Origin of the sequence: Mesorhizobium sp. CO1-1-7, assembly GCF_020164885.1 — a bacterium.
Taxonomy (GTDB): Bacteria; Pseudomonadota; Alphaproteobacteria; order Rhizobiales; family Rhizobiaceae; genus Mesorhizobium; species Mesorhizobium australicum.
In genome coordinates this window covers 80574-98174 of record NZ_JAIUHA010000001.1, presented here as the reverse complement: position 1 = coordinate 98174, position 17601 = coordinate 80574, and the positions used below count along the sequence as shown (strand labels likewise).

The window sequence follows — 17601 nt, the reverse complement described above, 5'->3', positions numbered from 1 at the left end:
AAGGTATTCGTGCTCAGAGGGGAACTCCCGGGCCGGGCAGCTCGTCTCGATGACGGACTGGCGACGCTCTGGACCGGTTCTTCCTGCATTGCTCTTGGATCGCAAAAAGCTCTTCGCCGACGGAACATCGCAGGGTCCATGAAGTTGGGCTGCTAAGGAGGAACGTGCCATGAACGGTGTCATTTATCTTATCGGCCTCGTCGTTGTCGTGCTCGCGGTCCTCTCCTTCCTCGGTTTTCACTAGGTGACCCATGCAACGTAATGACGGCCAGGGCCGTAAACCCACTGATTTCGACAAGGCGACAAGCGACGTCTCCGACAGACTTGGCCGGGAAAAAGAGCGCGCGAGCGAGTTGCTTCACGATGCTCGCGACGGACTGACCCGCAAGGCTGGCGACTACGCGACAGAAGCCACGCAGGTTATTTCGGACAAGGCGGAGGAGGCGCAGCGCGACATAGGATCGAGCTTGGCGGCGTTGGGCGGCGCGTTGCGCGCGGCCAGCGAGCATCTGGCCAACAATGATGAAAGGACCGCGTCGAAATTTGCCCTGGACGCCGCTGGTGGGCTGGAGCGGCTTTCCTCCTCGTTGAAACAAAAGCCGTTTGGCCAGGTGCTTGAGGATGTGCAGTCTTTCGGCCGGCAAAACCCCGGTGTCCTGCTTGCCGGGTCTGTACTGGCCGGATTGGCGCTGGGTCGGTTCATCAAGGCTTCCCCGCCCAGAAGCCCCGAAGCATCTCGAAGTGCCTCGGGTGGTGCAAATTCGCAGACCGGCGAAGCTGCTGGTTGGTCGGCCGATGGGGCGCAAGGATTCGGCGGCGGTGTTGACGATCTGGCCACGCAGTATGGGGAGCAAGACAGATGAACACTCAAGATAATCCCAGCCTCGCGACCCTGGTGACCGACTTGGCGCAAAACGTCACCACGCTGGTGCAAACCGAAGCCAGGCTTCTGCGGGCGGAGCTCTCTGAAAAGTTTACCAAGACGGGAGCTGGCGCCGCCGAGGTGCTGGGCGGGGCCATCTGCCTGCTCGCGGCTCTGCTCGTGCTGCTTCAGGCACTGGTCATCGCATTGACGCGGGCAGGGCTGGGGGCCGGGTGGTCCTCCCTGTTGGTCGGCGTGGTGGTGGCAATTCTTGGCGTCATTCTGCTGCGCACCGGCATGGCAAGCATGGCGCCTTCCGAACTTACTCCCGACCGAACCCAGGAACAGCTCAGGCGCGACGCGACTGTGATCAAGGAACAAGTGAGATGACCGAGAAATCCGCAGCCGAACTCGAACGCGAGGCCGAGGCCGCGCGCGCCAGGGTGGTGGAGACCGCCGAATCCATTCGAGGCAAAATGACACCGGGACAATTGCTGGACGAATTCACCGGCATCTTCTCTGGAGGAGAGAGTTCGGCAATGCTCAACAACCTGAGAACGCAGGTCAGGGACAATCCCTTGCCCGTGACCATGGTGGGCGCCGGTCTGGCTTGGCTGATGCTGGGCAGCGGTCCGTCGAACGGCAGCCGTCGCCCGGCCGGCTATACGGCGCCAACCCCGCCCAGCGGGGATGACGAGGCGGAGGGCGGCGGCTTGGGCAGCACGCTCTCCGGAACCGCTGAATCGCTCACGTCGGCCGCAAGCAGCGCTGGCGCAGCCATATCGGGCGCAGCAAGCGGCGTCGCCGAAGGGCTGACGAGCAACGCCGCCAGCGCAGGATCGACGGCTGGCGACATGGCTGCGAAAGCCAGCCGCTCGGCACAGGAGCTGTTGAACGATCAGCCCCTCGCCGTTGCGGCGGTCGGTCTCGCCATCGGCGCCGCGATAGGCGCCATGTTGCCCCATACCGCAATGGAGGATGAGCAGCTGGGCGGCTATGGCGAGAAGCTTCGCAACACCTCGGAGACCATGCTCGAGCAAGGCCTCGATCAGGCCAGGCAGGTTGCCGCGGACGCCTATGAGACGATCAAGCAGGAAGCTGGACGGCAGGACACACAAGCAGGCACGGTGGCCGACCAGATTGGTGAAATCGTCAAGTCCGCGGCCGACACGACGGAGCAGTCCCTACGGGAACGGATCTCTCTCCCGTCGGAACAAAAATCCTAGCCGAGGATACTGGAGCCACCGCAACGATGGGCGATTCTCGCAAGGCAAGGCGGGAGCTTCAACCGATTGGCAGGGGGCTCCGCCACTTCAGCAACCACGATTGCGGCGGGCGCTTCGAATGAAGCGTTGCCTTCGATACACCAGCTCGCGAAAGGGTTGTCGCTCCAATCTTCAGAGCTCTTTTCGCAGGAAGATGCGCGCGGCGCCTGGAATGCCAAATTCAACCCTGCCAAATTCCTCGTATCCGTGGCGAACATAGAAGCCAGGTGCTTGGAAGCTGCTGGTCTCGACCACGGCGCGGGCGCAGCCACGCTTTCTTGCCTCTGTTTCAACGGCTGAAAGGAGCCGGCTGCCATACGACTTTCCTCGAACATCCTCAGCCACGAAAAACATGTCCAGGAACAACAGTCCAAGCTCAGTCCTGCCCCACAAACCCCCAACGACCTTTCCCGAGGCATCTCGCACTATGGCGCCGATCGGCATTCGATCCGCGACGCCGGACTTGGCCACATTGTAGCGATAAAGCGCAGCGCCCGCTTCTGCCTTGGCATCCCCGCCGGTTTCAACCAACTCGATCAGGAGATCCGGCTTCCGTGCTGCGCGGCTCGCTGAACATGCCCAGTCTGAAACCTGCTTCGATCTTGTCATCGTTGGATCTGCGGAGGAGACTTTGGCTTCACTTGCCGGCCCCGCCGCCCACGGCCATTCGAATGCCAAGGCCGACAATGAAGCAGCCCGCTATCCGTTGTTGCCAAAGTCTCACGCGGGGTCGACGCATGACCCATTCGCCGAGCACACCAGAAGCAACCGCATAGGTCCCTAGGACCAAGACGCCAGTCAATTTCTGGGTCGCGCCGAGCATCAGCATCTGGAACCAGACAGAGCCACGGTTCGGATCGACGAACTGAGGCAGGAAGGCGATCATGAAGGTCATGGGCCAAGGATTGATGAGGTTGGCTATCATACCTTCCCGCATCGCGGCGAGCGGCCCGACGCGCTCGACGCAATCGAGATCCAGATCGCTTTTCGTGTCCGAGAGCAAACTTATGCCCAACCAGACCAGATAGGCTGCTCCAGCCCAACGGAGCGTGTCAAATGCCAATGGCGATGCACGCAAGAGCGAGGAGACACCCAGGGCGATCAGCGGCAGTTGCACCATGCCTGCGCCCAATGTCATTCCCACGACCGTGAACAACGCCACGCCACGGCCTTGCCCGATGCCACGTGCCATGACCAGCATGCTGTCGGGCCCAGGCGGCATCTGCAACAGGATCACGGTGCCGAGAAAGGCGAACCACAGATTGGGATCGATCTTACACCTCCTTGGCCCAAGCCTATTTGGTGCGTTCAATGGTGGCCCCCTGTCCCGGCAAGCAGCGACATCCTTGCCGGCGCGATCGCCCCTGGCGCCGTCTAGCCGGCCTTGTCAAACCGTATGGCGAGCCCCTGCTCGATGAGAACTCCGTCACAAGGCGATATTTCCGGCCCGGAGCTTCCGGTATTCTCCTGGGCGTCACAATTTTCCAAAGCGAGATTTGTTCCCGGGGGAATGAACGCTGCGTGTCATCCCGCAAGACCAAACCAGCCGTTCAAGCAAGGAAGTCCAGAATCGCCTTTGCCAACCGCTCCGGAGCTTCTTCGGCGACATGGTGGCCGCTGTCGATGCCTCGGCCCTGCAGGTGCCGGGCCCATGGGCGCCAGATCGCCAGCACATCACCATAGAGCCGTTCAAGATCGTCGCGCAGCGACCACAGGACAAGCGTTGGGCATTCGACCCGGAGCCCTCGGGCGCGATCCTCCGCATCGTGCCGGCGATCGATCGTGAGCCCGGCCCGGTAGTCTTCCAGCATGCCATGCACGACATGCGGACTGCTGATCGCCGCCTGATAGTCCTCGAAGTTTTCTCTGCCCATCGCCTCGGCCGATCCGCCATACCAGGCCTGCGGATCGACATTGATGGCGCGCTCGGGCTTGTCTGGCTGGGCAAAGAAGAACCAATGCCACCACTCTGTCGCAAAGTGGCTGTCGCAACGCTCCAGATGCTCAAGGACCGGAATGCCATCGATTTCGACAAGGTGCGAAATACTGGCAGGATGATCCATCGCCATCCTGAACGCGGTAAGGGCGCCACGGTCATGCCCGGCGACGGCGAAACGATCAAAACCAAGCCTGTGCATGAGAGCCACGCAAATGCCGGCCTTTGCCCGCTTTGAAGATCCCGCGCTTTCCCAGGCATCGGCCGGGACGGACGATTGCCCGAACCCCGGCAGGTCCGGGCAAATGACGGTGTGATGTCTTGCCAGGATCGGCGCGACGCGATGCCATGTGGTGTGGGTTCGCGGGTGCCCATGCAGGAGCAACACTGGTGGGCCAGCCCCACCATGGCGCACGCGCAATGTCGCATCCGCAAGCTTGACGATCTCCAGGCTAAAGCCGTCGAACATCATTTTTGCCGAGGATCGGTCAGCGACTGTCCAGCGGCGACGAAAGTGCCCTCCTTCCGAGCGACCGCAGCGGCCAGAAGCGTACGCGCCGCGTTTCGGACTTCTTCCTGCAGGTCCATGTCGTCGTCGAGCTCGTTGTGGCTGGTAGCGTATGGCTTCCAATAACCGGTGTAGCGGTCGAGTTCGGCCTTCGGCCCCGCCGGGACCATTTCGATCGATTTCAGCCAATCCGATAAAGAGCGCCGGACGTTTTCGGCTCCCTCGGTATCGCCGTGCACGATTACCGAGAAGAGCCGGCCGGCAAGGTGCCGGGGATAGTCCCATCCCTCGAGTTCCAGCGCCTTCGCCTCCCGCGCCTCCTTGCCGTGCGTGGAACTAGGATCGGGATTGCCGCCATCGGCGCATACCAGACGGTCCATCATCAGCTTCAGCGGCGAGGTGGCCTGATACCAGTGGACAGGCGTTATGATCATCACCGCATGGGCGGCAACCCACATTGGATAGATCTCGTTCATCCAGTCCTGCGTCTGGCCGAGCGAATGATTTGGATAGCAGGAGCAAGGCCAGTGACAAAGCGCGGCAGCGGTGGAGAAGCAGGCCTTGCAAGGGTAGATTTTGCGGCCGTATTCGGCGGCCAGCCGGGACAAATCCAGGATGTCGACTTCCGCGCCGCCGGCCTTGAAGATCTTCCGGGCGATTTCGACAAAACGATAGGATTTGGACATCTCGCCGGGGCAGGTGTGCTCGCTGCGCGGCGATCCGTTCACGATCAGGACCCGGCGTCGTTTGCCCAGCTCGTTCATGCGCTTTGCGCGCTCGATTGCTTGTCTGGCCTTGAGCCAATCGACCGCCAGATCGTAATCGGGATCGGCGAAGCCACGGCCCGCCTTTCGGGTCCGCGGGCTTTTCCTGGAATCCCTGTAGGCCTGCCAGGCGACCTCCGTTATTCGCTCGATGTCGGCAGCCAGGGGCTCGAACGCCGGATCGTTGAACTGTTCGCCATAGCGACGCTTGAAAGCCTGTTCGTCGAGGCGGGGGCTGGGCATGCCCTTGCGCGGTTCTGGCGCGCCGCGCTTCAGCCAATCGAACATGGGGTTTCACCTCTGCATGGAAAGCGATCCAAGCTCAAACGCGGCAAACAGGCACGGCGTTCCGAACGCGCCATAGCCATGATCTGCAAGGACTTTTGGGCGAGTACAAAACAAGGCGCGCCGGAATCACCCGAGCCGGCGTGTTTCGAATTGATTCGCCAAGTTCGGTACGAAGGCGTACACAAAGAGGTCGTCAGCAGCACGATCCGGGCGTTGACGCTTGGGAGCGACCATCGCACTCCTGCCCCAGCGCGAGGCTAGGATGTCATGACAAAAGACCCTGAGCGCCCCGGTCTGGCGGCCGAAGCCGTGCGCACACTTGCCCGGGAATCGGGCGCTACGGAACAGCAGATCCGTGACATAGTGTTGCTGGTAGGGTTCGACCGCTCTTCGATCCTCAGGGAAGCTCGTCTTCTGGCGAAGGATGGATAGCCGACAAAACTTGCGATTTGTCCACAGCAGCTATTGTCGGTTTCATACCGACGCGGCCGCCTGCCTAGTGCTGGCCGGGTGGGACAGTTTATGTTTTGCCACCGTCCCCTCGTTCGAGGGGCGCGGCCGGCCGAGAGATCCCAGTGCTCTTGCCCAAGTGGAGAGCGTCTCGTGGATCCCAAGATTCTGCAGGCCAAGAGCGAGTTGTTGCGCCGAATGAGCGTGGCCGATTTCGAGCGGCTGCGGCCGCATCTCGAAAGTGTTTTTCTAGAGTTGCGCTCGCCGTTGGAGATCGAAGGCCAAAAGATCGAAGCTGTCTATTTCCTGGAGAGTGGCATCGCATCGGTCGTCGCCAAGACTGCGGGAACGGCTGAATCGGAGGTGGGAATAATCGGCTTCGAAGGTATGACCGGTTCGGCGCTGATCATGGGCGACGATCTGGCAAGCTTCGATTGTTACATCCAGTCGACGAGCGAAGCGATACGGATGAGCGCCGCGCCGTTCGTCGAAGCCTTGGCAGAGAGCCCTACCTTGCGGCCGTTCCTGTTGCGCTACGTCCAGTATCTCCACGTCCAGACCAGCTACACGGCATCGATCAACGCGCGACACAGCCTGGAGGTCAGGCTGGCGAGATGGCTTCTGATGTGCAGCGACCGGACCGTTGGCGACAGGCTTATGATAACCCACGAATTCCTTTCCGTCATGCTGGGCGTCAGGCGCCCCGGGGTTACAGTGGGGCTTCAGACAATCGAGAGCCATGGCTACATCCGTGCCCGCCGCGGCGAAATCACGATCCGGGATCGGAAAGGTCTCGTGGCGCTGGCACGGGAATCTTACGGCCCTCCCGAACTGCAATACCGTCGGCTGGTCGGGGACCTCGGTTCAAAGAACCCTTCGAGGCAGGACCGCCCGCCCAGCTGACCGCCATCATGCCGACATTGCTGGGCGAGGATCGCGGAAGTGGCCGACGCGACGATGCCGGTGACGGCACATTGCCTAAGCCCGCATCGGCCACTGCGGCATGATTTGGGGATGCCGCCTGGTTAATCTAGTCATCTGCCAATGACTGACAATAAAGGGCCAAGGCTCGGTAAGAAACGTACGAAGCCGAACCTAATCTCACTGGCGGGAGGCGATACGGGCCCTGCTCATCTCCCACACGGAATGGAACTGGCGTCCCACCGCTTGCCCGGCAATGTTACTCGCGCTGCGGACATTGCGAACTTGAATTCCCGGAGCACACCGCGCTTCGCGCCATTCACCGGCGACAGCGATCGGCATTGGTCAGGGCAATCACAAGTCCTTGAACGCAAACAGTTCCCGGAACATCTCAACTTCAGGTTTGTTTGAAGCCCAGATGCCATCTGGAGCAGGGGCGGAGAAGATCCGTGGCCAATTCGCGATCGATACCGGTGGTCGTCGGCCGTCCGATCCATCGGACACCGATGGCGGTCGCCAATGCCTGTTTCATCGGCACGCTGCTGACCGACCTCACCTATTGGCGAACGGCGGAGATGATGTGGGCCGATTTTTCCGCATGGCTGCTGTTTGCCGGCCTCGTGATGGGCGCTCTTGCGGTGCTTGCGGCGCTTTTCGATCTCTTCACCCGTCGAATTCTCCGTACGCACGGAGCCTATCTGCTCGGCGGCCTGGTGGTGCTTGTGCTGTCGTTCTTCAACGCGCTGGTGCACAGCCGTGACGCCTGGACGTCGGTCGTGCCGACAGGGCTCATCCTCTCCGCGGCGGCCGTGATCGTCTTGGTTCTCGTGTGGTTGCTGGAATGGAGCACCGGCCGCACCCGCGTGGAGGTGCTCGAATGAACGCCCTGCAGGTTTCGAACACTCACATCCGGCGTGCCCTTGGGTTCGGTCTGTTGTGCGGATCGCTTTTGGCATTGCCCGCCTGCAGCAACGACGACCCGGACCCAAGCGGCCAGGTCGGGCCAAATCCGACACTGCCTGAACCAACGCAATATCTTGTTCCGCCCATGCATGTCGCTTCGGTCGTCGGCTGGAAGCAGGACGAGAAACCAACGGTCGCGAAGGGTTTGCAGATCCAGGCATTCGCCAAGGGATTGAAGCATCCACGCTCGCTCTACACCTTGCCGAACGGTGACGTTCTCGTGGTCGAGTCCGTGGCGCCGCCCGGCGCCGCGATCAAGCGTCCGAAGGACCTAATCATGGGCTGGATCGAGTCCATGGCGACGTCGGGCGGCGGCACCGAGGGAAGCAACCGCATCACGCTGTTGCGTGATACGAACGGCGACGGCGTGCCCGACGTGCAGGATGTCTTCCTCGATCATCTCAATTCGCCCTTCGGCGTAGCCCTGGTCGGCAACGATCTCTACGTCGCCAACACGGATGCGATCGTGCGTTATCCCTACACATCCGGCGAGACCAAGATCACCGCGCCAGGCACCGTGCTGACGCCGCTGCCCGGCGGCCCGATCGATCATCACTGGACCAAGTCTCTCGTCGCCAGTCCGGACGGATCGCTGCTTTATGTCGGTGTCGGCTCCAACAGCAACGTCACCGAGAACGGCGTCCAGGCGGAAAAGGATCGCGCCGCGATCTGGGAGGTCGACAGGGCGACAGGCCGTTCGCGCATTTTCGCAAGCGGGCTGCGCAATCCCAACGGCTTGAGCTGGGAGCCGCAGAGCGGAGCGCTGTGGGCCGTCATCAACGAGCGCGACGAACTCGGCCCCAATCTGGTTCCCGACTACATGACTTCGGTCAAGGACGGCGCGTTTTATGGCTGGCCCTACAGCTACTATGGCCAGCATGTCGATCCGCGGGTGATGCCGCGGCGGCCGGACCTGGTCGCCAAGGCCATCCCTCCGGACTATGCACTGAGTTCCCATGTCGCGCCCCTGGGACTGGCATTTTACACCGGCACCAACCTGCCCGAATTCTATCGGAATGGCGCCTTTGTCGGCGAACATGGCAGTTGGAACCGCAAGCGCTTCAACGGCTATAAGGTCGTTTTCATACCGTTCAATGGAGGTCATCCTGACGGTAAGCCTCAGGACGTCGTCACCGGTTTCCTTGACAATGACAACAAGGCACATGGGCGGCCAGTGGGCGTTGCCGTCGACAAGGCGGGCGCGCTGTTGATTGCGGACGATGTCGGAAACACGGTCTGGCGCGTGACCGCAGCTCGGTAGTTATCGGATTGTATGCGCAGGAAGCCCGGTAGTGAAACTGATCCTCACGCTGTTATCGGCGGCGTAACCTATACTGAGGATTCGAAGCATGCGTTACCCGGCACTCGCGATAAGTCGAGAGGAACAAAGGTCGCGCCGCCTTGTTAGCGATGATGGCGCGCTATTATTTTGATCTAGTCGACAACGGAACCTCCTTCCCGGACACTGAAGGAACCGAGCTTCCGAGCTTGGAGGCAGCTGAGGATGAGGCGGCAAAGGCGTTGCTCGAAATAGCAAAGGACCAGATGCCTGAAGGCAATTTCCGAGAGGTTGCCCTGCATGTCCGTGCTGGTGCTAGCAAACCCCTCGTTATGGTGAAGGTAACGTTCGAACTGGTGCGCAACGGACCTGATCGCGATGGACCCGTGGGAACCTGACTACTTCCTCAATGAAAGTGCGCGCCTATATCAACGGAGGGCGGCGGCACAGATTGCCGATCTTCGCTCGAATATTGAAGACACGCGGCGCGTAATCGAGGAATCGCGCAAGCTGCTGGACCGGCTTTCCGCCAAATCAGGCGCTATCCACCCGTAGGGAATGACAAGGCCCGCTCGTAACGCGGGCCGCTTGAGTTGTGGTGGAGCAATCCGCCTCATAACTGAGTTTAAGGCTGCTCATCTCGGTTCGTTGTTGATGCTCAGATAGGTAGGGTCGAACTCGGCAAGCCTGGCAAGCTGGTCCCAGTCCAAAATGGTGACCATATGGTTCGTCCAGGTGATTACCTTGATCTTCTTCAAGCCTCCGATCACCCGGTTCATGTGCACGACCGACAACCCAAGCACGTCGGCCATTTCAGTCTGTGACAACGGTAGATGGAAACTCATGCCGCTGGTGCGTTTCACCGCCTGCAGACGTACGAACAGTTCGCAGATGAGATGGGCCAGATGCGAGGTCCTGGAGCGGCGGCCCATTGCCACGATCCATTCGCGATGTATGGCCCCATCGACCAGCGTATCGAGCCACAACAGCCGGGTCAGGTGAGGGGCCTGTTCCGTAATGGCTTTCAGCTTGTTGTGGTCCGCGTACATCACCCGGCAAGGCGACAGCGCGACGATACCGTGATCCATGGTCTTGAGCAAAAAGGCGTGGAGATCGACGAAGTCGCCGGGCACCTGCAAGGACGTGAACTGCCGGCCGCCGTCCTCGAGCACCTTGTAGCGTGCCGCCAGGCCATCCAGCAGCATGGTGCTATAGGTTGGCCGGGACCCCGCTTTGACCACATCTTGCCCCTTTTCGAACTCGCGTCCGAAAACAACCGTTTCGGCCAGCAAGACCTTCTCGACGTCCGAAAGAGTGTCGTGCTGGCCGAGTTGCAGATAGAGGGACTCTAACATCATGGCCTCAAGGCGATCGGGGTTGAAACGCCGATCGCCAGATGTCCTGGACGCAAGGATAGCAGCCGGACCTTAGGCCTTCGGAAGATGGCGGACCCTATCATCGGCAGCCTGCGCGTATTCTGGCGCAAGCGCCGGAGCGGGAACCACCAGTGTCGCTGGGTATTAGCACGCTAGAAGTGTCCAAGGCTGCCCCGAAAATGAAACGGTGTCATTTCGATCTCTATAACGGCCATGGCCCCGTACCCAACGACGACGGCCAGCCATTTGAATCGCGAGAACAGGTGAGGGCAGAAGCCATTCGCATTTCGCAGGAAGTCGCTCGCGATGAAATGCCGGATCGCGACCTGGTCAACATACCGGCAAGGTGCGCAATGAGGCGGGCGCCCAGGTGTTCGAGGCATCGCTTGTTCTGACCGCCGGGTGGAGCGCGTGACCTTGATGCGGTCAGCGTGGGAGTCGCTGTGGAATTTGCACCACATTTTCCGATCCGGGCAGTTCAAAGGCCATGGCCAATCGACGCAAGGAAGCCATTTCCACGATCAACTCTTCGATCGAACGATCCGGCAACCCCGTCTTCACTTTCTGCCTTACCCTTGCTGTGAGTTCATGAACGCGGACAGGCACGAAAAGCGCGCTGTCGTCCAGCAATCTGCTGATTTCGATCACCACATCGGCGTCGATGTCTTTCGGCAATTCCCGCATGGGCGTCACCTTGGTCTCGAAGCGATCCGAGGGCAGCCAGGCATTGCGCACCGGAAGGCATGCCCGACGGGGATCGATCGTCGGATTCATAAAACCACCCACCCAACGTGTCACTAAAAACGTTGGTACGAAAATTACCAAACGGGTTGGTTCCCGTAATCCATGTATTCTGGCATCGCGCGACTAAAGGCATTGTCCAGTGGCGCCTGTCGCATGCCAGGACGCGATTGCCGCCAGCATCCCGGCATTCACTTGGAGAACTCGTCGTCAAGAATGCGCAATGCTTCTTCATACTTGGCCGTGGATGCTCCGATCTGCCGTGATTGCCAGATATTGTCGGTCAGATCCGCCCGCTTTACCGGCAGCGCCAATGGGTTCGATGCGGCCCGGCGAACGAATGCGAAATAGTCCTCGCCTTCTCTGCGTGTCATGGCGTCGACCGCGGCGGCGATCGTCGGTCCAAAGCCCGCCTCTTCGAGCTTGGCCCGGCTCCAGCCTTCGCTTTTTTCCAGGACGTCGTGCAGATAGGCGACGACTTTCTGATCTATCGTTTCGACGGCGTCGACCACTCGACGGCAATGGTCGATATAGGGGCCTCCTGTCTTGTCATGCTGCGATGCATGCGCCTGCTCCGCAATCTTGGCCGCCCGATAGAAAATACTCATCACATCCATCTCCGCCTTTTCGCCAGCGAGCTGCGTTGCTTTCAGGCGCCTACCAGCGTTCCTCGGTTTCGCGGTGCGGCAAGTCCACGCCGCAGCAGACCCAGCCAAGCCGCTGCCCTGATCCGTAATTGTAGCGAGGCTCCAGCCGCGCTGGATCGTCGAATGTGCCGACATGCAGCGCGATTTCCCCGGGCGAGACGTCATAGGCAAGGCTGAGCGGCGATCCGCAGGCAGGACAGAACCCCCTTTGGGCGATTGGCGAAGATCGGCGATAGGCGGGAGTGGCGTCGACCCAGGTCAGGTCTGGCGAAGGCACCCACGCCAGGACCGCAAATGCACTGCCGGTCGCGCGCCGGCACATATCGCAATGGCAATAGTGCACTCTCGGTTCGCTTGTGACGTTGAAGCGAATCCGGCCGCAAAGACATCCGCCGTTCAGTTCCACCTTGGCTCCAGTCCGATGAGCCTGCGTTTCGGCGGGCTCTCCAATCCCGTGCGGGCAGCTTCGTTCATCTGGCGAAAACGTCGGCCGCTCTCGTCGGTTCCTGTGCCTCCGCAGGAGCGGGTTCGCGCACGAGGCGCTTGTCTTTTCCAGCGCTGCGGCATTGAGGCCGCTTCTGTCGGCGACCCTGCGGAAAATGGCCAGCCAGGTCCAGAGCCAGGCCGCCGATCGGCTATCGAGCCGCTTCGGTTTCGACGAAGCAATGGGCAGAAAAAGACTTCTTTTTGCGATCCGGCCCGGATGCTCTGTTGCAAACCTTAGAACACGCAAGGCTCGCTGGGAGGCGACGCCCAAACAAGAGCGGCTGCCGAAACGCAACCGGCATAGGCCGCGAGAATGAGGCCGATGCCGGCAACAGCCATAGGGGAACCACGACAATGAAGACATTTCGAAACTGCCTGATGGGCGCGGTCGGCGCAGGCCTGCTGGGCCTGGGGCTTGCAGCTCCCGCCAATGCGGGCGCCATCCGTCTCGGCATGACGACCTGGGTAGGTTACGGGCCGCTGTTTCTTGCCCGCGACCTCGGTTACTTCAAGGAGGCCGGCGTCGACGTCGACCTGAAGGTCATAGAAGAATCAGCGCTTTACATGGCTGCGGTCGCCGGCGGCGATCTCGATGGCGCCGCCTCCACCGTCGACGAGCTGATGAAGTACCGCTCGGACGACCTCTGCTTCAAATACGTCCTTGCGCTCGACGACAGCCACGGCGGTGATGGCGTCGTCACGCAGCCCGACATCAAGTCCCTCAAGGATCTGAAGGGCCAGCAGGTGGCCTTGAACGAGGGCTCCGTTTCCGAATTCTGGTTCAACGTGCTCCTGAAAAAGGAAGGCATGACCGAGGACGACGTTACCATTACCAACATGACCGCCGATGACGCGGCGACCGCCTTCATCGCCGGCCAGGTTCCCGCCGCCGTGACGTGGGAGCCGCACCTCACCGAGGTCCGCAAGGGCGGCAAGGGAAAGGTGTTGATCGATTCCACGACCACCCCTGGCTTGATCGTGGACGTGATCGCCCTCAAATGCGATCTGATCGAAAAACATCCCGAGGACGTAAAGGCCCTCGTCAAGGGCTATTACAAAGCGGTTGAATACATCAAGACCAATCCGGAAAAGGCCTATGAGATCATGGCCAAGGGCATTGGCGGCTATCTCGAAAAACCCGAGGATTTCGCCGCCGGTGCCAAGGGCGTGCGCTATTACGATCGCGATCGCAACCTGGAATTCTTCGGTACGCCGGAAAAGAGCGAGGCGTCCGAGTTGGTGAATTTCGCGCAGGACATCTGGGGCAAGGCTGGCAAGCTCAAGATGACGATCGACGCGAAAACTATCCTCGACACCGACTTCATCAGGGAACAATGAGCCTTCGAGAAACCGGGGTCGGTCCGCTTGGGCCGACCCCGGTTTACCGACAGGCCGGAGCCTTCTCGCTTCAGAAAATCAACGGAGGCCATGCCATGGCACAGAGGCGGACGGCGTGGACACGCCTGACGACCCCATTCGCCAACATTCCCGCCAGCACGGCAACGGCACTCGCGCTGGCGATGTGGGTGGTCGTGATCGGCGGCTGGGCGCTGCTGTCCTATGGCCGCGTCGTGCCGAACATGTTCCTGCCGACGCCCGGAACCGTGCTGCAGACGACCTATCGCATGTCACAGGACGGCAGCCTTTTTTACCACACTTTCACCAGCGCCAAGGTGGTGATCCTGGGCTTCATCGTCTCCTCGCTGATCTCGGTGCCGCTGGGGCTGTGGATGGGGACCTATCGGGTGGTGCAGGCGCCGCTGGAGCCCTTGGTCAACTTCATCCGCTACCTCCCTGTGACCTCCTTCGTGCCCCTGTTCATCCTTTGGATCGGCATCGGTATCGAACAGCGCATAGCGGTCATCTTCTTCGGCACCTTCTTCCAGCAGCTCGTGATGATTTCCGACTGTGCGCGCAGCGTCTCCAGGGACCTGGTCAACGCCTCCTACACTTTGGGCACCAAGCGCAGCGAAGCGGTGTGGCACGTCATTTTCCCGGCCGCGCTTCCAGCCATCCTCGACACGCTTCGCGTCACCATGGGCTGGGCCTGGACCTATCTGGTCGTGGCCGAACTCGTCGCCGCGTCGAGCGGCCTCGGCTATATCAGCCTGAAGGCGATGCGAGGCTTCCAGGTCGATGTGATCTTCATGGCAATCGCCGCGATCGGGCTTCTGGGCCTTATCACCGACACGGCGTTCCGCATCATCCGGGCCAGGGTCGCGCCATGGGCATCCTGATTTTGAACGCAAGCTCGCAAACCGCAGTCGGATCAAGGGTAGCAATGAGCGAGACCATCAAGGCGAACGATCTGGCCGGCACGGCCGCGACGATCGGCGATCCGCGCTCGACCGGCACGACGATGGCCGTTGAGGACGTGACATTGCGTTACGGCGACGCCAACGGCGTGCTGGCGCTGGACGATGTGTCGCTGAAGGTGGCCAAGAACGAATTCTGCGTCATCGTCGGCCCTTCGGGATGCGGCAAATCGAGCCTGCTCTACCTTGCGGCCGGCCTCAACGACGCGACTTCAGGCAGCATCAAGGTCGATGGCAGGGAAGTGATCGAACCGGGTCCAGACAGAGGCATGGTGTTCCAGAGCTACACCTTGTTTCCCTGGCTCACCGTGCGCGCCAACATCGAGTATGGACCCAAGCGCAAAGGCCTGCCGGCGGGGCGGCGCAAGCAGATCGTCGACCAGTATCTCGACGAAGTCGGCCTCGCGCCGTTTGCCGACCACTACCCCGCCCAGCTTTCCGGCGGCATGAAGCAGCGCGTGGCGATCGCGCGCGCCCTTGCCAACGATCCGGCCGTTCTGTTGATGGATGAGCCCTTCGGCGCCCTCGACAGCCAGACGCGCGGCACCATGCAGAAACTGCTTTTGCGCGTCTGGGAGCGGCAGCAAAAGACGGTGCTGTTCGTTACTCACGATATAGACGAGGCGCTGGTCCTGGGCGATCGAGTCTTGGTGATGACGGCCCGGCCCGGCAAGATCAAGGCCGAGATCAAGGTCGACATCCCAAGGCCGCGTTCGATGGATGTGATCCTCGAACCCGAGTTCATCGCCCTCAAGCGCCGCATCCTCGGCCTCTTGCACGACGAGATCGATGAGGATCATTGAGAGCAATCTCGAGGAAACACAAACGGTCGTCGGCAGGTCGGCGTTGCCAACGCTGAACTGCCGACGATGTTGAAAGGCGGAGCGGATCGTTACCTTTCGCCGCGATACGCCGAGCCCAGGATCATCTCCGAGCACTTCTGTCCGATCATCATGCTTGGCGCGTTCGTGTTGCCGCCGATCAGCTTCGGCATGACTGACGCATCGGCGACCCGGAGCCCGTCCATGCCTCGCACTTTCAGCGTCGCCGGATCAGCGACCGCCATAGCGTCCGTCCCCATCTTGCAGGTCCCGACGGGGTGGTAGACGGTCAGAGCTTCGGCGCGCAGATAGGCCAGGATCTCGTCGTCGCTGCTGACATCCTTGCCCGGAAGCATTTCCTTGCCACGCACCGCATCGAACTCGGATGCGGCCAGGATCCTGCGCGCGATCTTGATTCCTTCGACAAGCACCATGGCGTCGTCCTCGTTGGCGAAGAAGCGGTGGTCGATGAGAACGTCACGGCGAGAACTGTCCCGTGACAATCTGATCTCGCCAACGCTTTTCGGCCTGAGAACGCAGGTGTGAATGGCGTAGCCGTGGCCATATTCGATGAGCCTGCCGCGATGGCTGCGATAGCCCGGCACGAAGTGGAACTGAACATCGGGAAGGCCGTTCGCGTGCCTGGTTTTGGCAAAGCCACCGGCTTCGACATAGTTGGTGGTGAGGATTCCCTTGCGGCGCGCGAAATACTGGAAAGGCGCTGCCGCAATGCGGGGCAGGTTGGCAAACGACAGGCCGAGCGTCCTGGTGCTCCTGGAGCGCACGGTGATCATGCCGTCGACATGGTCCTGCAGGTTCTTGCCGACACCAGGCAGATCGAGAATCGGCGTGATGCCGATCTGCCGCAGCTCGTCCGCGGGGCCGATGCCGGATGCCATCAGGATCTTGGGCGAGTTGATGGCCCCGGCACAGAGCACGATCTCGCGGCCAGCCGCGAGTATTTTTTGCTCGCCGTCGTGGCGCACCCGCAGGCCGGTGGCGCGCCCTTCGGCGATGACAAGGTCGACCACCTCGCATGCACTGAGCAGCGTCAGGTTCCCGCGATTGAGCACCGGACGCATGAAGGCGGTAAAGCTGCTGAAGCGCTGGCCCCGGTTCTGGGTGACGTTGTAGATGCCGAGACCGAACTGGCTCTCGGCGTTGAAGTCGTCGTTGGCGGGCAGGCCGGCATTTTTCCCGGCCAGGACGAACATGGCGGAAAGCACGTTCGGATCGCGCGGATTGTCGACCATGAGCTCGCCCTCCGTGCCGTGATAGCGTGGGTCCTGGGCGATCAGGTTGCGCTCCAGCTTCCTGAACACCGGCAGCACGTCGCTGTAAGCCCAGCCGGTGCAGCCGAGCCCGGCCCACGCGTCATAGTCCTGGGCGGCACCGCGAATATAGACCATCGAGTTGATCGAACTCGATCCGCCCAGCGCCTTGCCCCGATTGACCGGAATGCGGCGGTTGTTGAGATGGGGCTGCGGCACGCCGACGAAACAATAGTCGTAGTTCGGGTTGCCATAGAGCGACAGAATGCCCGCCGGAATCCTTACCCGCAGGCTGTTGTCGCTGCCGCCTGCCTCTACCAGGCACACCCTGACCGACGGATCGGCGCTCAGCCGATTGGCCACCACGCATCCGGCCGAACCGGCGCCGACGACAATGTAATCATAGCTCTCAGTCTTCATGCCAGCCCCTCGAGAATGCCGGCTCGTGGCATTGCCGAACGGACCGCTGCGAGGCTGCGTTCTGTTCCGCAACAATTCCGTGCCGACACGTGCCCGGCTTCGCGGCCAGCTCATGCGGCGCTGCGGATCCGGCCGCTGAAACTGTAGATGCGTCCATCGGCACGAGAAATTCGGAAATGGTTACGCGTGACTTCGGAGATTCGTTATGGGCGCCCACCGGCGCGTGCTGTTACTTGTGAGCGCCAATGGGGAGGCGACCGGATGGCGCACGGCCTGTCCGGAACACGG

The 17601-nt window shown here is 61.2% G+C and carries 21 protein-coding genes; 12 read left to right on the top strand and 9 right to left on the bottom strand.

Going from position 1 to position 17601, the window contains the following annotated elements; all coding sequences use genetic code 11:
* Positions 1–251 precede the first annotated feature (251 nt).
* Genes LB516_RS00470 through LB516_RS00460 form a run of 3 tightly spaced genes read left to right on the top strand, consistent with a single transcriptional unit; the run spans position 252 to position 2088 of the window.
* Positions 252–863, top strand: a complete 612-nt coding sequence (locus LB516_RS00470; protein ID WP_140790239.1) for a hypothetical protein — start codon at positions 252–254, stop codon at positions 861–863.
* Complete coding sequence (locus LB516_RS00465; protein ID WP_015316434.1) at positions 860–1252, top strand: phage holin family protein; 393 nt, start codon at positions 860–862, stop codon at positions 1250–1252. The genes LB516_RS00470 and LB516_RS00465 overlap by 4 nt, the downstream gene beginning before the upstream one ends.
* Positions 1249–2088 (top strand): hypothetical protein, encoded by an 840-nt coding sequence (locus tag LB516_RS00460; protein WP_224718714.1) that lies wholly within the window; start codon positions 1249–1251, stop codon positions 2086–2088. The genes LB516_RS00465 and LB516_RS00460 overlap by 4 nt, the downstream gene beginning before the upstream one ends.
* 171 nt (positions 2089–2259) lie before the next feature.
* On the opposite strand, the gene LB516_RS00455 is transcribed toward LB516_RS00460, so the two are convergent.
* The 4 genes from LB516_RS00455 to LB516_RS00440 all read right to left on the bottom strand — a co-directional run bounded on the left by LB516_RS00455 (position 2260) and on the right by LB516_RS00440 (position 5623).
* Positions 2260–2736, bottom strand: a complete 477-nt coding sequence (locus tag LB516_RS00455) for a GNAT family N-acetyltransferase (RefSeq protein ID WP_141906372.1) — start codon at positions 2734–2736, stop codon at positions 2260–2262.
* A gap of 28 nt (positions 2737–2764) precedes the next feature.
* Entirely contained in the window at positions 2765–3439 is a 675-nt protein-coding gene (locus LB516_RS00450) for a LysE family translocator (protein WP_224598636.1), read from the bottom strand.
* A gap of 238 nt (positions 3440–3677) precedes the next feature.
* Positions 3678–4532: an alpha/beta fold hydrolase gene (locus tag LB516_RS00445; RefSeq protein WP_224718923.1), complete on the bottom strand. Its 855-nt coding sequence runs from the start codon at positions 4530–4532 to the stop codon at positions 3678–3680.
* The gene (locus LB516_RS00440; protein ID WP_224718713.1) at positions 4532–5623 is read right to left on the bottom strand and encodes a flavodoxin family protein; all 1092 of its coding nucleotides are present in this window, start codon (positions 5621–5623) and stop codon (positions 4532–4534) included. Before LB516_RS00440 ends, LB516_RS00445 begins: the two co-directional genes overlap by 1 nt.
* Positions 5624–5890: 267 nt before the next feature.
* On the opposite strand from LB516_RS00440, the gene LB516_RS00435 reads away from it, so the two are divergent.
* From LB516_RS00435 to LB516_RS00415, 5 genes are all read left to right on the top strand, one after another.
* Positions 5891–6055 (top strand): hypothetical protein, encoded by a 165-nt coding sequence (locus tag LB516_RS00435; RefSeq protein WP_015316440.1) that lies wholly within the window; start codon positions 5891–5893, stop codon positions 6053–6055.
* A 171-nt stretch (positions 6056–6226) separates the two neighbouring features.
* Positions 6227–6976: a Crp/Fnr family transcriptional regulator gene (locus LB516_RS00430; protein ID WP_140660831.1), complete on the top strand. Its 750-nt coding sequence runs from the start codon at positions 6227–6229 to the stop codon at positions 6974–6976.
* A 467-nt stretch (positions 6977–7443) separates the two neighbouring features.
* Positions 7444–7875, top strand: coding sequence for a DUF2231 domain-containing protein (locus LB516_RS00425; protein ID WP_140715599.1), 432 nt, complete (start codon positions 7444–7446; stop codon positions 7873–7875).
* Positions 7872–9218, top strand: coding sequence for a PQQ-dependent sugar dehydrogenase (locus LB516_RS00420; protein WP_224718712.1), 1347 nt, complete (start codon positions 7872–7874; stop codon positions 9216–9218). The genes LB516_RS00425 and LB516_RS00420 overlap by 4 nt, the downstream gene beginning before the upstream one ends.
* A gap of 152 nt (positions 9219–9370) precedes the next feature.
* On the top strand, positions 9371–9634 hold the full coding sequence (locus tag LB516_RS00415; protein ID WP_041163723.1) for a DUF6894 family protein: 264 nt from the start codon (positions 9371–9373) through the stop codon (positions 9632–9634).
* A 237-nt stretch (positions 9635–9871) separates the two neighbouring features.
* Here LB516_RS00415 and LB516_RS00410 read toward each other — a convergent pair whose 3' ends face one another.
* The gene (locus tag LB516_RS00410) at positions 9872–10591 is read right to left on the bottom strand and encodes a Crp/Fnr family transcriptional regulator (protein ID WP_140790257.1); all 720 of its coding nucleotides are present in this window, start codon (positions 10589–10591) and stop codon (positions 9872–9874) included.
* Between the two features lie 200 nt (positions 10592–10791).
* Between LB516_RS00410 and LB516_RS29090 the strand changes: the two genes are divergently transcribed.
* The gene (locus tag LB516_RS29090; RefSeq protein ID WP_411969376.1) at positions 10792–11007 is read left to right on the top strand and encodes a DUF6894 family protein; all 216 of its coding nucleotides are present in this window, start codon (positions 10792–10794) and stop codon (positions 11005–11007) included.
* A 31-nt stretch (positions 11008–11038) separates the two neighbouring features.
* Here LB516_RS29090 and LB516_RS00405 read toward each other — a convergent pair whose 3' ends face one another.
* The 3 genes from LB516_RS00405 to LB516_RS00395 all read right to left on the bottom strand — a co-directional run bounded on the left by LB516_RS00405 (position 11039) and on the right by LB516_RS00395 (position 12322).
* Positions 11039–11386, bottom strand: coding sequence for a hypothetical protein (locus tag LB516_RS00405; protein ID WP_224718711.1), 348 nt, complete (start codon positions 11384–11386; stop codon positions 11039–11041).
* Positions 11387–11544: 158 nt separating this feature from the next.
* The gene (locus tag LB516_RS00400) at positions 11545–11961 is read right to left on the bottom strand and encodes an HD domain-containing protein (protein WP_224718710.1); all 417 of its coding nucleotides are present in this window, start codon (positions 11959–11961) and stop codon (positions 11545–11547) included.
* Positions 11962–12010: 49 nt separating this feature from the next.
* Complete coding sequence (locus tag LB516_RS00395) at positions 12011–12322, bottom strand: GFA family protein (protein ID WP_140615389.1); 312 nt, start codon at positions 12320–12322, stop codon at positions 12011–12013.
* 518 nt (positions 12323–12840) lie between these two features.
* Between LB516_RS00395 and LB516_RS00390 the strand changes: the two genes are divergently transcribed.
* The 3 genes from LB516_RS00390 to LB516_RS00380 all read left to right on the top strand — a co-directional run bounded on the left by LB516_RS00390 (position 12841) and on the right by LB516_RS00380 (position 15604).
* Positions 12841–13824: an ABC transporter substrate-binding protein gene (locus tag LB516_RS00390; RefSeq protein ID WP_015316450.1), complete on the top strand. Its 984-nt coding sequence runs from the start codon at positions 12841–12843 to the stop codon at positions 13822–13824.
* Between the two features lie 95 nt (positions 13825–13919).
* Positions 13920–14723, top strand: coding sequence for an ABC transporter permease (locus LB516_RS00385; protein WP_015316451.1), 804 nt, complete (start codon positions 13920–13922; stop codon positions 14721–14723).
* 122 nt (positions 14724–14845) lie between these two features.
* The gene (locus LB516_RS00380; RefSeq protein ID WP_167331150.1) at positions 14846–15604 is read left to right on the top strand and encodes an ABC transporter ATP-binding protein; all 759 of its coding nucleotides are present in this window, start codon (positions 14846–14848) and stop codon (positions 15602–15604) included.
* A gap of 89 nt (positions 15605–15693) precedes the next feature.
* On the opposite strand, the gene LB516_RS00375 is transcribed toward LB516_RS00380, so the two are convergent.
* Positions 15694–17313 carry a GMC family oxidoreductase gene (locus tag LB516_RS00375; protein WP_224718709.1) on the bottom strand — a complete coding sequence of 540 codons (1620 nt, stop codon included), beginning with the start codon at positions 17311–17313 and terminating at the stop codon, positions 15694–15696.
* Positions 17314–17601: the final 288 nt, after the last annotated feature.